The sequence below is a fragment of the Delftia acidovorans SPH-1 genome, from assembly GCF_000018665.1.
Lineage (GTDB): Bacteria > Pseudomonadota > Gammaproteobacteria > Burkholderiales > Burkholderiaceae_C > Comamonas > Comamonas acidovorans.
In genome coordinates this window covers 6,175,777-6,198,310 of record NC_010002.1, presented here as the reverse complement: position 1 = coordinate 6,198,310, position 22,534 = coordinate 6,175,777, and the positions used below count along the sequence as shown (strand labels likewise).

Sequence of the window (22,534 nt, the reverse complement as noted above, 5' to 3'; positions counted from 1 at the left end):
GTTGCCGGGCGCGCTGCCGTGTCGCGCAATTCCTTCACTCTTTCTGCCTTGGAGCGACACCATCTTGCCCACCGCTTCCTCCTTGCCTGCCGCCCAGGTCGTGACCATTGACCTGGGTGACCGTTCCTATCCGATCACCATCGGCACCGGCCTCCTGGACCAAGCCGCGACCTATGCCGCCCTGCCTTCTGCGGCCCAGGCCGTGATCGTCAGCAATGATGTGGTCGCACCGCTCTATGAGCCCGCACTGCGCCGCGTGCTGGAACAACGCTACCGCAGCGTACGTACCGTGGTGCTGCCCGATGGCGAGGCCCACAAGGACTGGCAGACGCTGAACCTGATTTTTGACGACCTGTTGTCCGGCGGCTGCGACCGCAAGACCGTGCTGTTTGCGCTGGGCGGCGGCGTCATCGGCGACATGACGGGCTTTGCCGCCGCCAGCTATATGCGCGGCGTGCCCTTCGTGCAGGTGCCCACCACGCTGCTGTCGCAGGTGGACTCGTCGGTGGGCGGCAAGACCGCCATCAACCATCCGCTGGGCAAGAACATGATCGGCGCCTTCTACCAGCCGCAGCTGGTGGTTTGCGACCTGGCTTCGCTGGACACGCTGCCCGTGCGCGAGCTGAGCGCCGGCCTGGCCGAGGTCATCAAGTACGGGCCGATCGCCGACATGGACTTCCTGGCCTGGCTGGAGGAGAACATGGACGCCTTGCTTGCCCGCGACCGCACGGCACTGGCGCACGCGATCAAGCGCAGCGTGGAGATCAAGGCCTGGGTCGTGGGCCAGGACGAGAAAGAGGCTGGGCTGCGCGCCATTCTCAATTTCGGCCACACCTTCGGGCATGCGATCGAAGCCGGCATGGGCTACGGCAACTGGCTGCACGGCGAAGGCGTGGGCGCCGGCATGGTCATGGCGGCCGAGCTGTCGCAGCGCCTTGGCCTGGTGGATGCTGCCTTCGTGCAGAGGTTGCGTGTGCTGATCGCGCGTGCGGGCCTGCCCGTGCGTGGCGCCGTCCTGGACGAAGCCGACAACGCTGGCCGCTATCTGGAGCTGATGCGCGTGGACAAGAAGTCCGAGGCGGGCGAGATCCGCTTCGTTCTCATCGACGGGCCGGGAAAGGCCGTCATGCGCTCGGCGCCCGACGCGCTGGTGCGCGAGGTCATCAACGCCTGCTGCGCCTGATCCGCAGCGCAGGGGGCAAGCAGGAACTGCTAGAGTGGCCTCGTCAGCATGATGAGGCGATCGAATGCAGAAACAGGCCCTGGCCCCCTATGCCTGCAACCCGGCGTTCAGCCGGGGGCGGCGTTTCCCGGAGGCGCCTGCGCCCACGCGCAGCGACTTCCAGCGCGACCGGGACCGCATCGTGCATTCCTCGGCCTTCCGGCGGCTGGTCTACAAGACCCAGGTCTTCGTCAACCATGAAGGCGACCTGTTCCGCACACGGCTGACGCACTCGCTGGAAGTCGCCCAGCTGGGCCGCTCGGTGGCCCGGTCGCTGAAACTGGACGAGGATCTGGTCGAAGCCATCTGCCTGGCCCACGACCTGGGCCACACCCCCTTCGGCCATGCGGGCCAGGATGCGCTCAATGCCTGCATGCAGCCGCACGGCGGCTTCGAGCACAACCTGCAAAGCCTGCGCGTGGTGGACCGGCTGGAGGAGCGCTATCCGGCCTTTGACGGGCTCAACCTGAGCTTCGAGACGCGCGAGGGCATTCTCAAGCACTGCTCGCGCACCAATGCCGAGCACCTGGAAGCGCGGGAGCCCGGTGGCGTGGCCCAGCGCTTTTTGCTGGGCCGGCAGCCTTCGCTGGAGGCCCAGCTGTGCAATCTGGCCGATGCCATTGCCTACAACGCCCATGACGTGGACGATGGCGTGCGCTCCGGCCTGATCACCATGGCCCAGCTGCGCGAGGCCGTTCCCTTGTTCGCGCGCTATCACGATGCAACGCTGGCCGAGCATCCCCAGCTGGGCATGCCTTTGGCCGAGCGCCGACTGCTGTACGAAAGCATCCGCCGCATGCTCAGCGACCAGGTCTATGACGTGATCGCCGCCACGCAGCAACGCATTGCACAGGCACGGCCCTGTTCGGTCGATGAGGTGCGCGCACAGGCTGGCCCCCTGGTGGGCTTCAGCGATACCATGAGGCAGCAGTCGCTGCAGCTCAAGCAGTTCCTGCTCCGCAATCTCTATCGCCATGAACAGGTGATGAAGACCATGGACGGCGCGCAGCAGGTGGTGGCCGAGCTGTTTGCGGCCTACATGGTGGAGCCCGATCGCATGAAGCCGCGCTTTGTGCAACGGGCCATGCTGGCCGAGGACGTATCGGCGCGTGCGCGGGTGGTGGCCGACTTCATCGCCGGGATGACGGATCGCTACGCGGCCCGGGAACATGAGCTGCTGACAGGCCTGCGCCTGCTGGGCTGAGAAATCCGAGCACCGGCATCGCCCGGGCGGCGCGGCTAGAATGCGGACCCTGCGTGACAGGGCAGGGAAGGGTTCCTGGACGGTTTCGCAATGTCTGGGGGCGCAGTGCCCCCGTTCGCATTTTTGAAGGGCACAGCCATGACCGATACCAACCACGAGATTCGCGCGGCCGAGTTTCCGCCTGTCACCGTGATCGAGGATACGGTGCACTGGCTCGAAAAGGCCGTGATCGGCCTGAACCTGTGCCCCTTCGCCAAGGGCGTGCACATCAAGGGCCAGATCCACTACACGGTCAGCCAGGCCACCGACGCCGAGGGCGTGGCGGCGGATCTGCACCGCGAGCTGGAGGCGCTGGCCGAGGCCTCGCCCGAGAAGCGCGACACCACGCTGCTGATCCTGCCCCATGCGCTGCAGGAGTTCCTGGACTTCAACGACTTCCTCGAAGTGGCCGACGCCATGGTCGAGGAGCTGGACCTGGGTGGCATCCTGCAGGTGGCCTCGTTCCATCCGCAGTTCCAGTTCGAGGGCACCGAAGCCGACGACGTCACCAACTGCACCAACCGCTCGCCCTATCCCACGCTGCACCTGCTGCGCGAGGACAGCATAGACAAGGCGGTCGAAGCATTCCCCGAGGCGGAGTCCATCTACGAGCGCAACATGGAGACGCTGGAGAAGATCGGCATCGAAGGCTGGCTGGACATGGGCGTGGGCGCGCGCTGCCCCGTGGCGCATGCAGCCAAGCCGGGCGCAGCCGAATGAAGGCGCGCCAAGGCAAGCCTGCCGCGAAACCCGAGCAGGATGTGACCGAGCAGCTGGGCCTCAAGCCCGGCCAGTCCATCGAACTGCTCAAGGCGCTGCACATCCTCACGCGCGAAGGCAAGATCAACCAGGACTCGCGGCGCAAGCTCAAGCAGGTCTACCACCTGTACCAGTTCATCGCTCCCATCCTCGAAGAACTGTCGGCCGACGACCATGCGGTCACCCTGGCCGACCACGGTGCCGGCAAGTCCTACCTGGGCTTCATCCTCTACGACCTGTATTTCAAGCCGCTGGGGCGCGGCCATATCTACGGCATAGAAACGCGCGCGCCGCTGGTGGAAGCTTCACAGAAGCTGGCCGCCGAGCTGGGCTTCGACCGCATGGGCTTCCTCAACATGTCGGTGGCCGAATCCACGCATGCCGACTTCATGCCTGCGCAATTCGACGTGGTCACGGCCCTGCATGCCTGCGACACCGCAACCGACGATGCCATCGCCTTCGGCCTGGAGAAGAAGGCCAAGGCCATGGTGCTGGTGCCCTGCTGCCAGGCCGAGGTCGCTGCCTGCCTGCGCCAGACCAAGGCGCTGAGCCTGACGCGCACGCCGCTGGCAGAACTGTGGCGCCATCCCATACACACGCGCGAAATGGGCAGCCAGCTCACCAACGTGCTGCGCTGCCTGTACCTGGAAGCCTGCGGCTACCAGGTCACCGTGACCGAGCTGGTCGGCTGGGAGCACAGCATGAAGAACGAGCTGATCATTGCGCGTTACACGGGGCAGAAAAAGCGCAGTTCCGTCGAGCGGCTCCGTGCAATCCTCGAAGAGTTTGGCTTGTCAGGGTCTGCACTGGCGCACCGCTTTGGCCAATAGTGATACAGATTGCTGCGCAAGGTGTGCGCACCTGACTCTTTGTGTGGTGTCTGATTTTTATTTTGGATAGCTATTGGGTGAGCGATAGATGTAATTTTTTGAGTATCGAGGTTTGTGGATAATGGTGCTCGGATATATTTGTTAGCTCTCACCATCGGTGGAAGTTCCACAGCTTAAAATAGATACAAGGCAGAAAATGTATAGATACTCGCTATGGCTGGCACTCTCTCTTGTAGCTTGCGGTGGTGGCGGAGGTGGGGATACGACGCCACCAAAGCCCACTGAGCCTGAAAATGGTTGGTTGACGTTTGACAAGCCGGATGTCGTGGTGCTCCAGGGCGATTCGGAGCAAGTTACGGTGAAAGCTACGTCTGCCAAGGCGCTTTCCGCGCCGCTGAATGTGCGTGTCGATGCTACGGATGAGTTCGTTTCTGGTACGACGGTTACCTATGAAAAGATCGCAGGTTTCGAGTTCAATCTGAGTACAGCTACTAGTGCACCGGTTGGCAAGCGCAGCGGCGTATTGAAGGTCTTTTTGTGCAGTGATGATGCGCGCGTATGCAACTCACCCTATCCAGGCTCGCCCTGGACCGTTCCCTATGAAATCGAGGTGGTCTCCAAGGCTTTGAAGCAGACCCCGCTGGCCATGCTGCCTGGTGCTGTGGCTTGGAACAACTTGGGTGGCAATGCTGCGCGCACGGGTTATGTGCCGACCAATATCACCTTGAGTCCGGCTAATTTTTCCTTGCGCTGGGCAAAGCGGGGAGGACCTTCAACCTCAATGTGGAGACTGACAGAAGCCGTCGTGGTCGATGGACGGGTTTACACAGGCGGTAATAGCCTTCGTGCCTATGGAGAAGCCGACGGCACGCTGCTCTGGGGGTCGTCGTTTAACTCTGGCCCAGCGGTTGTCAGCCAGGGTAACGTATTTTCTTATGCGGATGAAACGACTTTTGCTCCCAATCGTCTGTATGTGCGCAATGCCGTGACTGGATCCTCGGTGAACACGCCCGATCACTACGAAGGACAGGAAGACCGCTCTTTGTTGGTTGCGGATGATGACTCGGTCTATGCCCCGTTCACCTTCAGAATGACGGCTGTGGACGGTATTGTGGCGTGGCGGGATTATGCGCCCATGCGCACTCTGCCTTCCAGGGCTTCCGATCGGTTGTATATGGCAGATGCGGCCAACGTCTATGCCCGGGATATCAAGGATGGCAGAGAGATAGCGCGCATTGCAACCGGAGGTGAGCAAAGGGAAGTCCGCAGGGCGACCGGTACCCTCGCCGATGGTCAGGATCGCGTGCTAGTCTCGCATTTCAACCAGGGCAATGCCTCGCTTGGCAGCTACTCGATTGGGCAAAAGAAAAAACTCTGGGATGTCGAGGCTTCCTTTCTGAGCCGCCCAGCCTTGGCGGGCGATACGGTCTATGTAGTCAATGTGCCGCAGCCCGCCAAGGGCGTCGCCACGCTGGAGGCGCGTTCGTCGGCAACAGGTGCCGTGTTCTGGTCCACGCCGCTGCCTGATGCAGTGGTGCCGGTCGGCGAGGAGGCTGTCTATCACGTTGCTGTGGTCGGCAACTTGGTCTTTGTGTCTTCTGACCGTAAATTCGGGGCGTCCACCTACGCGATTGACCGTTCCAGCCATGCTGTTGGCTGGCGCCATCCCGTCAATGGAAGTCTGGCAGTTTCCGACAACGGCATCCTGTATGTCGCGCAGGCGCTCGACGCCAGCCTGTTCGCCATCAATCTGCGTTGATGTAGTAAGGGAAAGCGGCTGGAAATTCGAGCCGCTTTCTTGTGTTTCCGCTGGCGAGGTCTTTTTTCTCAGCGCGTTGCGCGATACCAGGCAATCCCCTCACCATCGATGCTGCGCTCCACCTGCCCCGCATGCATCAAATGCTTCAGGCAGGCCAGGCTTTCGCCCGTGGCCATGCCCAGCAGGGCGGGGCTGGATTCGCTGATGGGGCGTGAGAACAGGGCGCCGAAGACATCGACGGCGCGACGCGGTTCGGCCAGTGCGGCCAGCAAGCGGGCGTTGGCGCGTTCCTGGCCTGCGGCCAGTGAATCGATGCGTGCATGCAGGCCGCGAAAGCAATCGCCGTGCGCGGGCAGGACGAGCACATCGTCGGGCACTTCGCGCCTGACCTTTTCCAGAGAATCCATCCAGTCGGCCATGGGGTTGGCGTCTGGCTCCATGGCATGGACCGAGACGTTGGACGAGATGCGCGGCAGCACCTGGTCGCCCGAGATCAACAGCTTGAGATCGGGGCAGTAGAGGCTGGCGTGCTCGGGCGAGTGGCCGCTGCCGACCACCACGCGCCACAGGTGCTTTCCTATGCGCAGTTCCTCGCCGTCGTGCAGGCGGCGGTAGCTGTCGGGCAGGGCGTGGATGTGCTTGCCGAAGTTGCCGAAGCGGGCGCGGTAGGACTCCAGAGCGCTGTCGCTCCAGCCTGCGCGGCGGTAGAAGGCGATGGCGTCGGGCGGCGCCTCACGGCTGCAGTCTGAGACCACGACGCGGCAGTTCAGATATTCCAGGCGCGTCATGTACAGCGGCACATGGAACTTGCGCGTCAGCCAGCCGGCCAGGCCCACATGGTCAGGGTGCATGTGGGTGACCAGCACGCGCGTCAGCGAGCGGCCGTCGGTGGATTGGGAGAACAGCGCGCGCCAGGTGGCCACGCCTTCGTCTGTGCGCGCGCCGGTATCGACGATGGCCCAGCCCTGGCCGTCATCGATGGCCCAGAGATTGATGTGATCCAGCGCATAAGGCAGGGGCATGCGTATCCAGAGCACGCCGGGTGCGACCTCCAGCGTCTGCCCGCGCTGCGGTGGCGCCTCGAACGGGTAGTCGAGCACCGGCTTGGGCGGCGCATCCGTGGCGTGCGAGGCGTTCGGGGCTTGGGCTTTCTGGTCCATGGGGTTCCTTGTTCAGTCACTGGGGTGGCCGGGTGCTCCCCGGCTGGCAGCGCATCCCCGCAACGATACGCCTGCCGCTGCTGCCTTGCTGTCACGGGCTCGTCACAGGCCGCTCCTACAGTGCACGGGTCAATCAACAGGGGGAGGGCGCGGCCGTGCTGCGGGGTCCCCTGCCTACAGAGGGATATCCGCATGAAATTGAAGATGTTGTGCAGCGCGCTGGCTGGTGCCTCGCTGCTGTTGAGCGCCTGTGGCGGCAGCGACGGTTCGTCCGCAGCCGCTCCGACCAAGAACGTGCTGTTCTTCCTGGGCGATGGCATGGGCATCACCACCATGACCGCCGCGCGCATCTACAGCGTGGGAGAAGACGGTGAGCTGACCATGGACAAGCTGCCCGAGACGGCCTTCGTCCACACCTTCTCGAACGACGCCCAGGTGACGGACAGCGCACCCTCGATGGCCGCCTACATGACCGGCGTGAAGATGAACAACGAAGTCATTTCCATGACGCCCGACACCAAGGCCACGGACGCTGCGGGCAAGGCCTATCACACCAACTACGACAGCACCTGCCCCAGCGGCAACGGCCAGGCCGTTCCCACGCTGCTCGAGCAGATGAAGTCCGCCGGCTACGGCACGGGCGTGGTCTCCACCGCGCGCATCACGCATGCCACGCCGGCAACCACCTACTCGCACGTCTGCCACCGCGATGCGGAGAACACCATCGCCGCGGCCCTGGTGCCCGGCGGCTCCGGCTACAACAGCAAGCTCGGTGACGGCGTGGACGTGATCCTGGGTGGCGGCTCCTACTACTTCACGCCCAAGGCCGACGGCGGCCGCCGCAACGACAGCCGCAACCTGATCGCCGAGTTCAAGACGCAAAAGTACAGCTACGCTGCCAACAAGAGCGAGTTCGACAAGCTGCCCGTGGACGGCAGCAAGATCGCCGGCCTGTTCACCAAGGACCACATGGCCTATGACCTGGACCGCGATGCGACCAAGGAACCGAGCCTGGCCGAGATGACGGGCAAGGCCATCGACGCACTGTCGGCCAAGAAGAAGGGCTTTTTCCTGATGGTGGAAGGCGGCCGCATCGACCATGCGCTGCACGCCACCAACGCGCGCCGCGCGCTGCAGGACACGGTGGCCTTCGACAACGCCATCCAGACCGCGCTGGACAAGATGGCCAAGCTCGATCCGGGCCTGAAGAACACGCTGATCGTCGTCACCGCCGACCATGACCACACGCTGCACCTGAACGGCTATGCCGCGCGCACCGGCAAGACCGAGGCCGGCAAGCCCGGCGTGCTGGGCCTGGTCAAGAACTACGTGGACGGCAAGGCCTCCACGGATGTGGATGGCAATCCCTACACCATCCTGGGCTTCGGCAACGGTCCCAAGCGCCTGGCCACGCGGGGTCCCATCGACGCGGCCTCGCTGGAGAGCCCCGACTACCTGCAGGAGGCCGTGGTGCCCCTGGCCTCCGAAACCCACGGCGGCGGCGACGTGTTCCTGGGCGCGCAAGGCATGGGTGCCGATACGTTCTCGGGCGTGATCGACAACACCACCGTCTTTACGCTGATCAAGAAGAGCATCGGCTTGTGATGCCGCACGCTGCAATCAAGGCACTCAAGGAATTCCACATGCATCCGATCCTCCAAAAGACCTCCCTCGCCCTGGCTGCGGCCGGCGCGCTGGCGCTGCTGGCACCTGCCGCCCATGCGGCTGGCGAGGCCAAGAACGTCATCTTCTTCCTCGGCGACGGCATGGGCCCGGTCACCGTGACCGCCGCGCGCATCTACAAGGGCGAGAAGCAGCTGGCTGCCAATCCCACGGCACTGACCAGCAGCGAGCGCGCCACGCTGACCATGCAGTCCCTGCCTTACGCCAGCCGCGTCAAGACCTTCTCGCGCGATGGCCAGACCACGGACAGCGCGCCTTCGATGGCGGCCTACATGACCGGCGTGAAGATGAACAACGAAGTCATCTCCATGTCGGCCGAGACCCTGGCCTATGCGGCCAACGGCCAGCAGTACATCAACGGCGAGGACACCACCTGCCCGGCCGGCAACGGCCAGCCCGCGCAGACCCTGCTGGAGCTGTCCAAGGCCAAGGGTCGCGCCGTGGGCGCCATCTCCACCACGCGCGTGGGCCATGCGACGCCTGCGGCCACCTACGCCCACATCTGCAACCGCAATGGCTACAACAGCATTGCCGAGCAGTCCGTGCCCGGCCATGCCAACTACAACGCCAGGCTGGGCGACGGCATCGACGTGCTCATGGGCGGCGGCCAGCGCAACTACCTGCCCAAGTCGGTCAACCCCAGCAGCAAGCGCACGGACACGGCCAACCTCGTGGACATGATGAAGGCCAAGGGCTACGCCTATGTTGCCAAGGGCAGCGAGCTGGCGGCCCTGGACGCGACCAAGGCCCCCAAGCTGCTGGGCCTGTTCACGCAAAGCGAAATGGCCTACGAGCTGGACCGCGTCAAGCAAAAGCTGGATGAGCCCAGCCTGGCCGACATGACCGGCAAGGCGCTGGACGTGCTCAGCCGCAATGACAAGGGCTTCTTCCTGATGGTGGAAGGCGGCCGCATCGACCACGCACTGCACGGCACCAATGCCAAGCGCGCGCTGGAGGACACGCTGGCCTTCGACCGCGCCATCGAGACCGCCATGGCCTACATGGAAAAGAAGGACCCGGGCCTGAAGAACACGCTGATCGTCGTCACGGCCGATCACGACCACAACATGGTGTTCAACGGCTACTCCAAGATCGGCAATCCCATCCTGGGCAAGGTGCAGGACTACCAGACCGGCCAGATGGCCAAGGCCCAGGACGGCAAGCCCTACACCACGCTGGCCTTCGGCAACGGCGGACGTCCCAACGCCACGGCATCCAGCCAGGTCAATGCCGAAGATGGCAACAAGCCCTGGATCGCTCCCACGCGCGGCGCCTCGCGCGACGACGTGACGGCCGTGGACACCACGGACGACAACTACCTGCAGGAAGTCGGCCTGAACCTGGGCACGCCGGGCTCGGAGACCCATGGCGGCGGCGACGTGATGCTGTTCGCCGGCGGCGCGGGCGCCAAGATCTTCAAGGGCACGATGGACAACACCAAGGTGTTCTCCAAGGTCCGCGAAGCCGCTGGCCTGTAATTGTTTCTTCCTTCGTTGGCTGCTTGCCAACCCCTGGCCGGAGCCGTGGCACATGCGTGTGCCCGGCCCCGGTTTTTTCGCATTGGCTGGATTCCATGACGCTTTCCCTTCCGGCGCCGCGTGCGGCGCGCCACATCTACGCGGCCGCGCTGCTGGCCTGTTCCGTCTCCGCAGCATGGGCCGCCGAGCCGGCCAAGGCGGCGGCATCCGCACCCACGGCCGCAGTCCCTGCGGATTCCGTGGCACGCACCACGGCCGCCGTGCAGGCCACGCCCGAAGCCGACCTGCGCATCACCTACGAAGCCATGAGCGTGGGCAGCGACGGCGTGCAGCGCAGCAGCGTCTATACCAACCGCGTCTACCGCCGCAAGGCCCAGCTGTGGATAGAGCGCGAAATGCCCGCCGCCCTGCGCCAGAGCCAGGACCACGGCCATGACCATGACCATGCCCACGGCCCGCACGCCGGCCATGCCCATGACGAGGCCCGCGCCGCACCCCTGTCCATCCGCCGCGCCGATGACGGCAAGGTGGGCGTGGAAGTCATCCTGGCCAAGCTGCGCCGCGTCATCAGCGTGGACCTGGCCCACCACGGCAACGTGGGCTACGGCGGCTCCTTCGACAACGTGTACTGGATCGTGCCTCCCACCGCGCTGCAGGGCATGGAACGCGTGGGCAAGCCGCACAACGGCGTGCAGCGCTACCGCGGCACGGCAGGCGAGCAGACCACCGTCATCGACTGGGACGTGGCCAACCAGTTCGCCCGCCGCGTGGAACGCAGCGACTCCCACGGCACCGAGCGCATCGTCGTCACCGCCACCAAGCTGCCCGCACCGCTGGCCCAGCCCTGGAAGGCCATCGAAGGCTACGACAAGGGTGATTACTCCGACTTGCTGGATTGAACCCCAGCCCCCAACGCAAAAGAGCTGCCCGAAGGCAGCTCTTTTTTATTCCCCATTTCAATGCTCAAACGCATGGCGCTGGAAACCGGCGCAGCCTGACACCAGGGGCGCCGAGCAAAAGCCGCCTCGCGGCGATGGTGCCGTCCCCCTTCAGGGGGAAGCCGCGCAGCGGCTCAGGGGGAGGCCTGTTACACCTGCGCTCCAGAGTCTTTTACGACCTTGCTCCACTTCGTCGATTCGGCCTTGATGTAGGCGAGGAATTCGGCCGGCGTGTCGATCACGACATCGCCGCCCTGGTCGTTGATCTTCTTGACCACGGCCGGGTCCTTGAGCACCTTGGCAATGGCCGTGTACAGGCGCTGCTGCACGGCGGCGGGCGTCTTGGCCTGGGTCCAGAGGCCGAACCACGAAGTGGCCTCGTAGCCGGGCACGCCGGCTTCGGCCACGGTGGGCACATCGGGCAGTTCGGGCGAGCGCTTGGCCGTGGTCACGGCGATGGGGCGCAGCTTGCCCGAGCGCACATGCTGGATGGCCGAGGGCATGTTGTCGAACATGATGGCGATCTGGTTGCCCAGCAGGTCGGTGATGGCCGGGGCGCTGCCCTTGTAGGGCACGTGAACCATGTCCAGGCCCGTCATGGAGCGGAACAGCTCGCCCGACAGGTGGATGGAGCTGCCGCTGCCCGAGGAGCCGTAGTTCAGCTTGCCGGGATTGGCGCGCGCGTAGGCGATCATTTCCTTGACGGTCTTGAACGGCTGGCTGGGGTGGGCCACCAGCAGGTTGGGCACGTTGGCCACGCGCGTCAGGGGCGAGAAGTCCTTGATGGGGTCGAAGCCGGGCTTGGCGTAGAGCGCGGCATTGATGGCATGCGTGCCCACGGTGCCCATGAACAGCGTGTAGCCGTCGGCCGGTGCACGTGCGGCGGCCACGGCGCCGATGTTGCCGCCCGCGCCGGGCTTGTTGTCCACGATCACGGTCTGGCCCAGTTCCTGCTGCAGCGCCTGGGCGACGATGCGCGCCAGGATGTCGGTGGTGCCGCCAGCGGCGAAGGGCACGAGGATGGTGATGGGCTTGCTGGGGAAGCCGTCCTGGGCCAGGGCGGCGGTGCCGGACAGGGCGCCGAGCGCGGTCAGGGATGCGGCGGCCAGCGCCTGCAGGCCACGGCGGCGGGTGAAGTGGGTGGTTTGATCGGACATCGAGAGGTCTCCTGATTCGGCAATAAGGTGGATGGCCGGGCCCGGCAACGCCGGGCTGGGCCAGGGCAAGGCCCTGTGTGGCGCCCGCCTGTGCAGGCGGGCGCTTCCAGTGGTTCTTCTTGAAGGGTGTTGTGCCTGGGAAGGCGTTCGGTCAGACGGTCGGTCCGACGCTCGTTCAGACGGGCGCCACGCCCAGCGTGGTGCCGCCGCAGATGTAGAGCACCTGGCCGGTAACGAAGCCGTTGTCGGGCGACAGGAAGAACAGCGCGGCACGGGCCACGTCTTCCGGTGTGCCCATGCGGCCCACGGCAATGCTGTTGAGGATGCGCTGGGTCTGCGGCGCGCCCTCAGGGTTGCTCTTGGTGAACAGCTCGGTGGCGATAGGGCCGGGGCCCAGGGCGTTGACCGTGATGCGGTCGCGGCCCAGTTCCATGGCCAGGGTGCGCGTCAGGCCGATCAGGCCCGCCTTGGTCGCCGAGTAGACGATGCGGTCGGGCTTGCCCAGCGCGGCGCGCGAGGACATGTTCACGATGCGCCCCTCGCCGCAGGCACGCAGTGTGGGCAGGAAGGCCTGGACCAGCAGCATGGGCGCGCGCAGGTGCAGTCCCACCACGTCGTCCAGATGCTGGGTGCTGGCGTTGTCGATGGTGCCGGGGCGCGTGGCGCCCGCGTTGTTGACCAGGGCCACCACGTTGTGCGCGGCGGCAATGCGGGCCGCCGCCTCGGCGGTGGCCTGCTCGCTGGTCAGGTCGGCCTGGTAGCTCACCAGCAGAGGGTGGCTCCATTCGGGCAGCACGTAGTCGAGGTTGACCACGGCGCGGCCCTGGGCCAGCAGGGCCTCGGCGATGGCGCGGCCGATGCCGTTGCTGGCGCCGCTGACCACGGTGACGGGTGTCTTGTTATCCACGGTGCTCATCGCAGTCTCAGACCTTTTCCAGGATCACGGCAATGCCCTGGCCCACGCCGATGCACATGGTGCACAGCGCGTAGCGGCCGCCCAGCGTGTGCAGCTGGTTCACGGCGGTGGTGGCCAGGCGGGCACCGGAGGCACCCAGCGGATGGCCCAGCGCAATGGCGCCGCCCCATTGGTTGACGCGGCGGTCATCGTCGGCAATACCCAGATCGCGCAGCACGGCCAGGCCCTGCGCGGCGAAGGCTTCGTTCAGCTCGATCACGTCCATCTGCTCCAGCGTCAGGCCAGTCAGGGCCAGCACCTTGCGCACGGCGGGCGCGGGGCCGAAGCCCATGATGCGCGGTGCCACGCCGGCCACGGCCATGCCGACCACGCGGGCGCGGGGCACCAGGTTGTATTGCCTGGCGGCTTCCTCGTTGGCCAGCAGCAGGGCGCAGGCGCCGTCGTTCACGCCGCTGGCATTGCCGGCCGTCACCGTGCCATCCGGGCGCACCACGCCCTTGAGCTTGGCCAGCGCCTCGATGGTGGTGGCGCGCGGATGTTCGTCCTGGCTCACCACGATGGCGTCACCCTTTTTCTGGGCAATGGACACTGACACGATTTCCTTGGCCAGGTAGCCGGCTGCGATGGCGGCGGCCGCCTTTTGCTGGCTGGCCAGGGCCATGCGGTCCTGGGCTTCGCGCTCGATCTTGAAGTCGTCGGCCACGTTCTCGGCCGTCTCGGGCATGGAGTCCACGCCGTACTGCTGCTTCATCAGCTTGTTGACGAAGCGCCAGCCGATGGTGGTGTCGTACACGGCGTTGCTGCGGCTGAAGGCGCTTTCTGCCTTGGGCATGACGAAGGGCGCACGGCTCATGCTTTCCACGCCGCCCGCGATCATCAGGCGGGCTTCGCCCGCCTTGATGGCGCGCGCGGCCGTGCCCACGGCGTCCAGGCCCGAACCGCACAGGCGGTTGATGGTGGCGCCCGGCACATCGATGGGCAGGCCGGCCAGCAGGGCGGACATGCGCGCCACGTTGCGGTTGTCTTCGCCGGCCTGGTTGGCGCAGCCGTAGAGCACGTCGGCCACGGCCGTCCAGTCCACGCCGGGGTTGCGCTCCATCAGCGCCTTGATCGGCACGGCGCCGAGGTCATCGGCACGCACCGGGGACAGGGCGCCGCCGTAGCGGCCGAAGGGGGTGCGGATGGCGTCGCAGATGAAGGCCTGGTTGGACTGGCTCATGGTGTCTCCTGGGAAAAGAATGAAGAGGTGCCGGGGGTGCGCCGCAGCGCACCCACTGGGTGGGGAGCTGAGGGATCAGGCCGTGGCCGTCGCGTCCTTGATGGGCAGGCCCACGATGGACTGCAGCTCGGCGTGCGAGAGGCCGGGCACGGTGTCGATCAGGCGCAGGCCCTCGGGCGTGCATTCCAGCGTGCACAGGTCGGTGTAGATGCGCTTGACGCAGGACAGGCCCGTGAGCGGGTAGCTGCAGGCCTCGACGACCTTGCATTCGCCGGTCTTGGTCAGCAGGTCCATCATCACCCAGGTCTGGCGTGCACCCACGGCCAGGTCCATGGCGCCGCCCACGGCGGGAATGGCACCGGCCTCGCCCGTGCTCCAGTTGGCCAGGTCGCCCGTGGCCGAGACCTGGAAGGCGCCCAGCACGCAGATGTCCAGGTGGCCGCCGCGCATCATGGCGAAGCTGTCGGCATGGTGGAAATAGCAGCCGCCCGGCAGCAGGGTGACGGGCTGCTTGCCGGCATTGGTCAGGTCATAGTCCTCCTGGCCTTCGGCGGGCGCCGGGCCCATGCCCAGGATGCCGTTCTCGCTTTGCAGGATGACCTCGCGGCCGGCCGGGATGTGGTTGGCCACCTGGGTGGGCATGCCGATGCCCAGGTTGACATAGGCGCCGTCGAAGATGTCTTCGGCCACGCGCCGGGCCAGCTCTTGCTTGCTGCGTTTCTGGTAGCTGCTCATGCTCTTGCTTTCGGCGGTTGGGGCGCTCATGCGGTTTTCTTGAAGCCGCCGGCCTGGGTGGCCACGCGGTCGATCTTCACGATCTGGCTCACGTAGATGCCGGGCGTGACCACGGCCTCGGGGTCCAGCGCGCCCAGCTCCACGATCTCGTGCACGGTGGCGATCGTGTGCTTGGCCGCCGTGGCCATCACGGGCCCGAAGTTGCGGGCCGACATGCGGTAGGTCAGGTTGCCCCAGCGGTCGCCCTTCTCGGCCTTGACCAGTGCCACGTCGCCGTGGATGGGATGCTCCAGCACATAGTGCTTGCCGTTGATCTCGCGCGTTTCCTTGCCGTTGGCCAGCTCCGTGCCATAGGCCGTGGGGCAGAAGAAGCCGCCGATGCCGGCGCCGGCGGCGCGCAGGCGCTCGGCCAGGTTGCCCTGGGGCACGAGTTCCAGCTCGATCTTGCCGCTGCGGTACAGGTCGTCGAACACCCAGCTGTCCACCTGGCGGGGGAAGCTGCAGATGATCTTGCGCACCTGGCCGCTCTTGAGCAGCGCGGCCAGGCCCTGGTCGCCGTTGCCCGCGTTGTTGTTGACCACGGTCAGCTCGCGTGCGCCCTGGGCGATCAGGCCGTCGATGAGTTCGGTGGGATTGCCCGAGGTGCCAAAGCCCCCGATCAGCACGGTGGAGCCGTCCTGGACGCCCGACAACGCCTCGGCGATGGTGTCGGTGATTTTGTTGATCACTTGCTTGTCTCCGGTATGCAGGCCGCTGGCGCTGCGCTAAAATGTTCGTATGTAGAACAAAAGTTCGCAGAAAGAATTATAGAGCCATGGAAAAAAATGCCGCTTCCGTAATTTCCACAGGTGGGGCCGAAGAAGAGGGCGGCACGCCGCGCCCCGGCGACAGCTATGTGCAGTCCTTTGCGCGCGGCCTGGGCGTGATCCGCTCGTTCAGCGCCGAGGCGCCTGCGCAGACGCTCAGCGAGGTGGCGGCGCGCACGGGGCTCACGCGCGCCGGGGCCCGGCGCATCCTGCTGACGCTGCAGACGCTGGGCTATGTGAAGAGCGACGGCAAGCTGTTCCAGCTCACCCCGCGCATCATGGAACTGGGCTTTGCCTACCTCAGCTCCACCCCGGTCTGGAATCTCGCCGAGCCCGTGATGGAAAACCTGGTCGACGAGGTCAAGGAGTCCTGCTCGGCCGCCGTGCTCGATGGGGGCGACATCGTCTATGTGCTGCGCGTGCACACCCACAAGATCATGAGCACCAACCTCGGCGTTGGCTCGCGCCTGCCGGCCTGCTGGACCTCGATGGGGCGCGTGCTGCTGGCCGGCGAGAGCGATGAATCCCTGCAGGCCCTGCTGGATGCGCGCGAGCGCCGGCAGTTCACGGCCCTGACCGAGCAGGACGACGAGCGCCTTCGCCAGCGCATTCTGGAGGTGCGCGCCCAGGGCTGGGCCCTGGTGGACCAGGAACTGGCCGAAGGCCTGATCTCCATCGCGGCGCCCGTGAAGAACGCGGCCGGGCGCACCGTGGCCGCGCTCAACATCAGCGGCCAGGCCAACCGCAACAGCGCCGAGATGATGCGCGGGCAACTCCTGCCCCGGCTGCTGGCCGCCACGCAGCTGGTGAGCCAATTGCTCAGGGCCTCATCGCGGCTTTCCCTGTAGGGCGGCGGGCGGCGCGGCGCTCCATAATTGCCGATCCACGCCCCGCACTCGCACCATGGCCCGCCTGCCCCGACTCACCCTTGCGGATCTGCCGCACCACATCATCCAGCTCGGCAACAACGGCGGGGACATCTTCATCGATGCCCAGGACCGGGAAACCATGCTGGGGCTGCTGCGCGAGATGGCGCGCAGCTGCGAGCTGGCCGTGCATGCCTACGTGCTGCTGCCCAGCCAGTTCCACCTGCTGGCCACGCCCCGCACCGGCGATGGCCTGCCCAAGTTCATGCAGGCCGTGGGCCGGCGCTATGTGCGCTACTTCAACGACCGACACGGCCGCAGCGGCACGCTGTGGGAAGGCCGCTATCGCGGCACGGTGCTGCAGCCCAGCTGGCTGCTGCCCACCATGGTCTTCATGGACGACAGCCCCGTGCGCGCCGGCCTGGTCCAGCGGCCGGCCGACTGGCCCTGGTCCAGCTACGCGCACAACGCCGGACTGCGCAGCGACGCGCTGATCCAGCCGCATGCCGTGTTCTGGGAGCTGGGCAACACCCCGTTTGCGCGGGATGCGGCCTATGTGGAAGCCGTGGAAGAGGGGGTTGGCACCGATGACGCCGAGCGCATCAGCCAGTCGGCGCTGCGGGGCTGGGCGCTGGGCGATGAGCAATTCATTGCCGATTTACAACAGCGCACCGAGCGCCGTGTGACCCGCCAGCGCGCCGGCCGTCCGCCCGGACGGACCAATGAGCGCACCACAACAGTGCGTTAGTACCTACTGATGGCCTGCAAGTGCTTGATTCCTCATCGCAGGCCTTTATGAAATAAATGTGTCCCTTATTAATTTCCGATTTTTTTGTTCTGGAATTAATTGGGATCTGACCCTTATATAAATTTATTGCATGAGGTGATGCCTTGCCTTAATCTTGCGTTCCCTGCGAAAAATTTGAGGATTCCGCCATGACGACGGCTGCCGAGATCAAGCATCTCCAAGACCACGGTCTGTACTCCAAGAGCAACGAGCACGACGCCTGCGGCCTCGGCTTTGTTGCACATATCAAGGGCGTCAAGCGCCATGACATCGTCACCGGCGCGCTCAAGATCCTCGAAAACATCGACCATCGCGGCGCCGTGGGCGCCGACAAGCTCATGGGCGATGGCGCGGGCATTCTGATCCAGATTCCCGACCAGCTCTACCGCGAAGAGATGGCAAAGCAGGGCGTGGCCCTGCCGCCGGCGGGCGAGTACGGCGTGGGCATGATCTTCCTGCCCAAGGAGCATGCCTCGCGCCTGGCCTGCGAGCAGGAGATGGAACGCGCCATCAAGGCCGAAGGCCAGGTCCTGCTGGGCTGGCGCGATGTGCCCGTGAACCGCGACATGCCCATGTCGCCCACGGTCCAGGAAAAGGAACCCATCCTGCGCCAGGTCTTCATCGGCCGCGGCGCCGACGTGATCGTGCAGGACGCGCTCGAGCGCAAGCTGTACGTGATCCGCAAGACGGCCAGCGCCGCCATCCAGAACCTCAAGCTCAAGCACAGCAAGGAATACTACGTTCCCAGCATGAGCAGCCGCACCGTGGTCTACAAGGGCCTGCTGCTGGCCGACCAGGTGGGCGTGTACTACAACGACCTGTCCGACGAGCGCTGCGTCTCGGCCATCGGCCTGGTGCACCAGCGCTTCTCGACCAACACCTTCCCCGAGTGGCCGCTGGCCCACCCCTACCGCTACGTGGCCCACAACGGTGAAATCAACACCGTGCGCGGCAACTACAACTGGATGCTGGCGCGCGAAGGCGTGATGGCCTCGCCCGTGCTGGCCGAGGACCTCAAGAAGCTCTATCCCATCAGCTTCGCTGGCCAGTCCGACACGGCAACGTTCGACAACTGCCTGGAACTGCTGACCATGGCCGGCTACCCCATCAGCCAGGCCGTGATGATGATGATTCCCGAGCCCTGGGAGCAGCACGAGTCCATGGACGAGCGCCGCCGCGCCTTCTATGAATACCACGCCGCCATGATGGAGCCCTGGGACGGCCCGGCCTCCATCGTGTTCACCGACGGCCGCCAGATCGGCGCCACGCTGGACCGCAACGGCCTGCGCCCCTCGCGCTACGTGATCACCGATGACGACCTGGTCATCCTGGCGTCCGAGGCCGGCGTGCTGCCCGTGCCCGACAGCTCCATCGTGCGCAAGTGGCGCCTGCAGCCCGGCAAGATGCTGCTGATCGACCTGGAGCAGGGCCGCCTGATCGAGGACGACGAGCTCAAGGCCAACATCGTCAACACCAAGCCCTACAAGCAGTGGATCGAGAACCTGCGCATCAAGCTGGGCAGCGTGGGCGGTGACACCCATGCCGGCCCCGAGGCCGCCAGCCTGCCGCTGCTCGAGCGCCAGCAGGCCTTCGGCTTCACGCAGGAAGACATCAAGTTCCTGCTGGCCCCCATGGCCAAGAACGGCGAGGAAGGCATCGGCTCCATGGGCAACGACAGCCCGCTGGCCGTGCTGTCGGACAAGAACAAGCCGCTGTACAACTACTTCCGCCAGATGTTCGCGCAGGTGACCAACCCGCCGATCGACCCCATCCGCGAAGCCATCGTGATGTCGCTGGTGTCCTTCATCGGACCCAAGCCCAACCTGCTGGACATCAACCAGGTCAACCCGCCCATGCGCCTCGAAGTGCACCAGCCCGTGCTGGACTTCGCCGACATGGCCAAGCTGCGCGACATCGAACGCCACACGCAGGGCAAGTTCAAGAGCGCAACGATCGACATCACCTACCCGCTGTCCTGGGGCAAGCAGGGCGTGGAAGCCAAGCTGGCATCGCTGTGCGCGCAGGCCGTGGACGCCATCAAGGGTGGTGCCAACATCCTGATCATCAGTGACCGCCATGTGAGCGCCACCCAGGTGGCCATCCCCGCGCTGCTGGCGCTGTCGGCCATCCACCAGCACCTGGTGCGCGAGGGCCTGCGCACCACGGCCGGCCTGGTCGTGGAAACGGGCACGGCGCGCGAAGTGCACCACTTCGCCGTGCTGGCAGGCTACGGCGCCGAGGCCGTGCATCCCTACCTGGCCATGGAAACCCTGGCCGATATGCACAAGGAGCTGGGCGGCGACCTGTCGGCCGACAAGGCCATCTACAACTACGTCAAGGCCATCGGCAAGGGCCTGTCCAAGATCATGTCCAAGATGGGCGTGTCCACCTACATGTCCTATTGCGGCGCCCAGCTGTTCGAGGTGATCGGCCTGAACAGCGACACCGTGGACAAGTACTTCACCGGCACGGCCAGCCGCGTCGAGGGTATCGGCGTCTTCGAGATCGCCGAGGAAACCATCCGCAACCACCGCGCGGCCTTCGGTGACGATCCCGTGCTGGAAACCATGCTGGACGCCGGCGGCGAATACGCCTGGCGCGCCCGTGGCGAAGAGCACATGTGGTCGCCCGACGCCATCGCCAAGCTGCAGCATTCCACGCGCTCCAACAACTGGAGCACGTACAAGGAATACGCCCAGCTGATCAACGACCAGAGCAAGCGCCACATGACGCTGCGCGGCCTGTTCGAGTTCAAGTTCGACCCGGCCAAGGCCATTGCGCTGGACCAGGTCGAATCGGCCAAGGAGATCGTCAAGCGCTTTGCCACGGGCGCCATGTCCCTGGGCTCGATCAGCACCGAGGCCCATGCCACGCTGGCCGTGGCCATGAACCGCATCGGCGGCAAGAGCAACACCGGCGAAGGCGGGGAAGATCCCCAGCGCTACCGCAACGAGCTCAAGGGCATCCCGATCAAGAAGGGCGAGACCCTGGGCTCCATCATTGGCGCCGACAAGGTCGAGGCCGACATCGAGCTGCAGGACGGCGACTCGCTGCGCTCCAGGATCAAGCAAGTGGCATCGGGCCGCTTCGGCGTCACGGCCGAGTACCTGTCGTCCTCGGACCAGGTGCAGATCAAGATGGCCCAGGGCGCCAAGCCCGGCGAAGGCGGCCAGCTGCCCGGCGGCAAGGTGTCCGACTACATCGGCAAGCTGCGCCACTCCGTGCCCGGCGTCGGCCTGATCTCGCCCCCGCCCCACCACGACATCTACTCCATCGAGGATCTGGCCCAGCTGATCCACGACCTGAAGAACGTGGCGCCGCACGCCGACATCTCGGTCAAGCTCGTGTCCGAAGTGGGCGTGGGCACCATCGCGGCCGGCGTGGCCAAGTGCAAGAGCGACCACGTGGTCATCGCGGGGCACGACGGCGGCACGGGCGCATCGCCCTGGTCGTCCATCAAGCATGCGGGCTCGCCCTGGGAAATCGGCCTGGCCGAGACCCAGCAGACCCTGGTGCTCAACCGCCTGCGCGGCCGCATCCGCGTTCAGGCCGACGGCCAGATGAAGACCGGCCGCGACGTCGTCATCGGCGCGCTGCTGGGCGCCGACGAGTTCGGCTTCGCCACGGCGCCCCTGGTCGTCGAGGGCTGCATCATGATGCGCAAGTGCCACCTGAACACCTGCCCCGTGGGCGTGGCCACGCAGGACCCGGTGCTGCGCGCCAAGTTCTCGGGCAAGCCCGAGCATGTGGTGAACTACTTCTTCTTCATCGCCGAGGAAGTGCGCCAGATCATGGCCCAGCTGGGCGTTGCCAAGTTCGACGACCTGATCGGCCGTGCCGACCTGCTGGACACCCGCAAGGGCCTGCAGCACTGGAAGGCCCAGGGCCTGGACTTCTCGCGCCTGTTCGCCCAGCCCGAAGTGCCCGCCGACGTGGCGCGCTTCCATGTCGAAAAGCAGGACCACCTGCTGGACAAGGCGCTGGACGTGAAGCTCATCGAGCGCTGCAAGCCCGCCATCGAGAACGGCGAGCGCGTGCGCATCATGGAAGTGGCGCGCAACGTGAACCGCTCCGTGGGCGCCATGCTCTCCGGTGCCGTGACGCGCGTGCATCCCGAAGGCCTGCCGGATGACACCATCCGCATCCACTTCGAGGGAACCGGCGGCCAGTCCTTCGGCGCCTTCCTGTGCAACGGCATCACGCTGAACCTGCGCGGCGATGCCAACGACTACACGGGCAAGGGCCTGTCCGGCGGCCGCGTGGTGGTGCATGCCAGCCATGAATTCCGTGGCGACACGACGACCAACACCATCGTCGGCAACACCGTGATGTTCGGCGCCACCAGCGGCGAGGCCTTCTTCGGCGGCGTGGCCGGCGAGCGTTTCGCGGTCCGCCTGTCGGGCGCCACGGCCGTGGTCGAGGGCGTGGGCGACCACGGCTGCGAATACATGACCGGCGGCACCGTGGTGGTGCTGGGCAAGACGGGCCGCAACTTCGCGGCCGGCATGAGCGGCGGCGTGGCCTATGTGTATGACGAGGATGGCCGCTTCGCCGAGCGCTGCAACAAGGCGTCCGTCTCGCTGGACCAGGTGCTGCCCCACGACGAGCACCTGGCCCAGGTTTCGCCCGCCGTCTGGCACCGCCGCGAAACCGACGAACGCCAGCTGCGCGCACTGATCGAGGCGCACAGCCGCTGGACTGGCTCCAAGCGTGCACGCGACCTGCTGGACAACTGGGCGGCGGCCCGCTCCAAGTTCGTCAAGGTCTTCCCCAGCGAGTACAAGCGCGCCCTGTCCGAGATGTACGAGCGCCAGGTGATGGAAGAGCCCGCCACGCCCGAGGTCGAGGAACACGCCAAGGAGGCGGTGGCCGCCAAATAAAGCAGGACTTGCGCAAACAGGATGAGACCCGGCGCCGTGCCTTTTGGCAGGCCGCCCGCCAGATTCCTTCTTGCGCAGGTCGTCAAAGGAAGCGAA

17 protein-coding genes are annotated in these 22,534 nt (G+C 65.7%); 11 read left to right on the top strand and 6 right to left on the bottom strand.

The genetic code is table 11. The features are described from left to right. Positions 1-64: 64 nt before the first annotated feature. The 5 genes from aroB to DACI_RS31705 all read left to right on the top strand — a co-directional run bounded on the left by aroB (position 65) and on the right by DACI_RS31705 (position 5,813). Complete coding sequence (gene aroB, locus DACI_RS28195) at positions 65-1,183, top strand: 3-dehydroquinate synthase (protein ID WP_012207372.1); 1,119 nt, start codon at positions 65-67, stop codon at positions 1,181-1,183. 64 nt (positions 1,184-1,247) lie between these two features. After that, positions 1,248-2,426, top strand: coding sequence for a deoxyguanosinetriphosphate triphosphohydrolase (locus tag DACI_RS28190; protein WP_012207371.1), 1,179 nt, complete (start codon positions 1,248-1,250; stop codon positions 2,424-2,426). Positions 2,427-2,564: 138 nt separating this feature from the next. Beyond that, positions 2,565-3,185 (top strand): DUF1415 domain-containing protein, encoded by a 621-nt coding sequence (locus tag DACI_RS28185; protein WP_012207370.1) that lies wholly within the window; start codon positions 2,565-2,567, stop codon positions 3,183-3,185. Then, positions 3,182-4,054, top strand: a complete 873-nt coding sequence (locus tag DACI_RS28180) for a class I SAM-dependent methyltransferase (protein WP_012207369.1) — start codon at positions 3,182-3,184, stop codon at positions 4,052-4,054. Before DACI_RS28185 ends, DACI_RS28180 begins: the two co-directional genes overlap by 4 nt. 301 nt (positions 4,055-4,355) lie before the next feature. Next, entirely contained in the window at positions 4,356-5,813 is a 1,458-nt protein-coding gene (locus DACI_RS31705; protein WP_192812299.1) for an outer membrane protein assembly factor BamB family protein, read from the top strand. A 68-nt stretch (positions 5,814-5,881) separates the two neighbouring features. Here DACI_RS31705 and DACI_RS28170 read toward each other — a convergent pair whose 3' ends face one another. Then, a complete protein-coding gene (locus DACI_RS28170) occupies positions 5,882-6,973 on the bottom strand; it encodes an MBL fold metallo-hydrolase (protein WP_012207367.1) in 1,092 nt (363 codons plus the stop codon). Positions 6,974-7,165: 192 nt separating this feature from the next. On the opposite strand from DACI_RS28170, the gene DACI_RS28165 reads away from it, so the two are divergent. The 3 genes from DACI_RS28165 (at position 7,166) to DACI_RS28155 (ending at position 11,033) form a co-directional block, all read left to right on the top strand. Further along, positions 7,166-8,578, top strand: a complete 1,413-nt coding sequence (locus DACI_RS28165; RefSeq protein ID WP_012207366.1) for an alkaline phosphatase — start codon at positions 7,166-7,168, stop codon at positions 8,576-8,578. 38 nt (positions 8,579-8,616) lie between these two features. Beyond that, the gene (locus DACI_RS28160) at positions 8,617-10,134 is read left to right on the top strand and encodes an alkaline phosphatase (protein WP_043783698.1); all 1,518 of its coding nucleotides are present in this window, start codon (positions 8,617-8,619) and stop codon (positions 10,132-10,134) included. Positions 10,135-10,229: 95 nt separating this feature from the next. Next, positions 10,230-11,033, top strand: a complete 804-nt coding sequence (locus DACI_RS28155) for a hypothetical protein (protein ID WP_012207364.1) — start codon at positions 10,230-10,232, stop codon at positions 11,031-11,033. 188 nt (positions 11,034-11,221) lie between these two features. Here the strand turns inward: DACI_RS28155 and DACI_RS28150 are convergent, their stop codons facing one another. The 5 genes from DACI_RS28150 to DACI_RS28130 all read right to left on the bottom strand — a co-directional run bounded on the left by DACI_RS28150 (position 11,222) and on the right by DACI_RS28130 (position 15,827). After that, a complete protein-coding gene (locus tag DACI_RS28150; protein ID WP_012207363.1) occupies positions 11,222-12,229 on the bottom strand; it encodes a Bug family tripartite tricarboxylate transporter substrate binding protein in 1,008 nt (335 codons plus the stop codon). A 175-nt stretch (positions 12,230-12,404) separates the two neighbouring features. Beyond that, entirely contained in the window at positions 12,405-13,145 is a 741-nt protein-coding gene (locus tag DACI_RS28145) for an SDR family NAD(P)-dependent oxidoreductase (RefSeq protein ID WP_012207362.1), read from the bottom strand. Positions 13,146-13,152: 7 nt separating this feature from the next. Further along, positions 13,153-14,364, bottom strand: coding sequence for a 3-oxoadipyl-CoA thiolase (gene pcaF, locus DACI_RS28140; RefSeq protein WP_012207361.1), 1,212 nt, complete (start codon positions 14,362-14,364; stop codon positions 13,153-13,155). Positions 14,365-14,439: 75 nt separating this feature from the next. Then, positions 14,440-15,099 (bottom strand): 3-oxoacid CoA-transferase subunit B, encoded by a 660-nt coding sequence (locus DACI_RS28135; RefSeq protein WP_026062883.1) that lies wholly within the window; start codon positions 15,097-15,099, stop codon positions 14,440-14,442. A 26-nt stretch (positions 15,100-15,125) separates the two neighbouring features. Further along, on the bottom strand, positions 15,126-15,827 hold the full coding sequence (locus tag DACI_RS28130; protein WP_012207359.1) for a 3-oxoacid CoA-transferase subunit A: 702 nt from the start codon (positions 15,825-15,827) through the stop codon (positions 15,126-15,128). Between the two features lie 86 nt (positions 15,828-15,913). Here DACI_RS28130 and DACI_RS28125 point away from each other — a divergent pair, with 86 nt between their 5' ends. The 3 genes from DACI_RS28125 (at position 15,914) to DACI_RS28115 (ending at position 22,438) form a co-directional block, all read left to right on the top strand. Further along, the gene (locus tag DACI_RS28125; RefSeq protein WP_043782847.1) at positions 15,914-16,753 is read left to right on the top strand and encodes an IclR family transcriptional regulator domain-containing protein; all 840 of its coding nucleotides are present in this window, start codon (positions 15,914-15,916) and stop codon (positions 16,751-16,753) included. A gap of 55 nt (positions 16,754-16,808) precedes the next feature. Next, complete coding sequence (locus DACI_RS28120; RefSeq protein WP_012207357.1) at positions 16,809-17,519, top strand: transposase; 711 nt, start codon at positions 16,809-16,811, stop codon at positions 17,517-17,519. A 188-nt stretch (positions 17,520-17,707) separates the two neighbouring features. Continuing rightward, positions 17,708-22,438, top strand: coding sequence for a glutamate synthase-related protein (locus tag DACI_RS28115; RefSeq protein WP_012207356.1), 4,731 nt, complete (start codon positions 17,708-17,710; stop codon positions 22,436-22,438). The last annotated feature ends 96 nt before the right edge of the window (positions 22,439-22,534 follow it).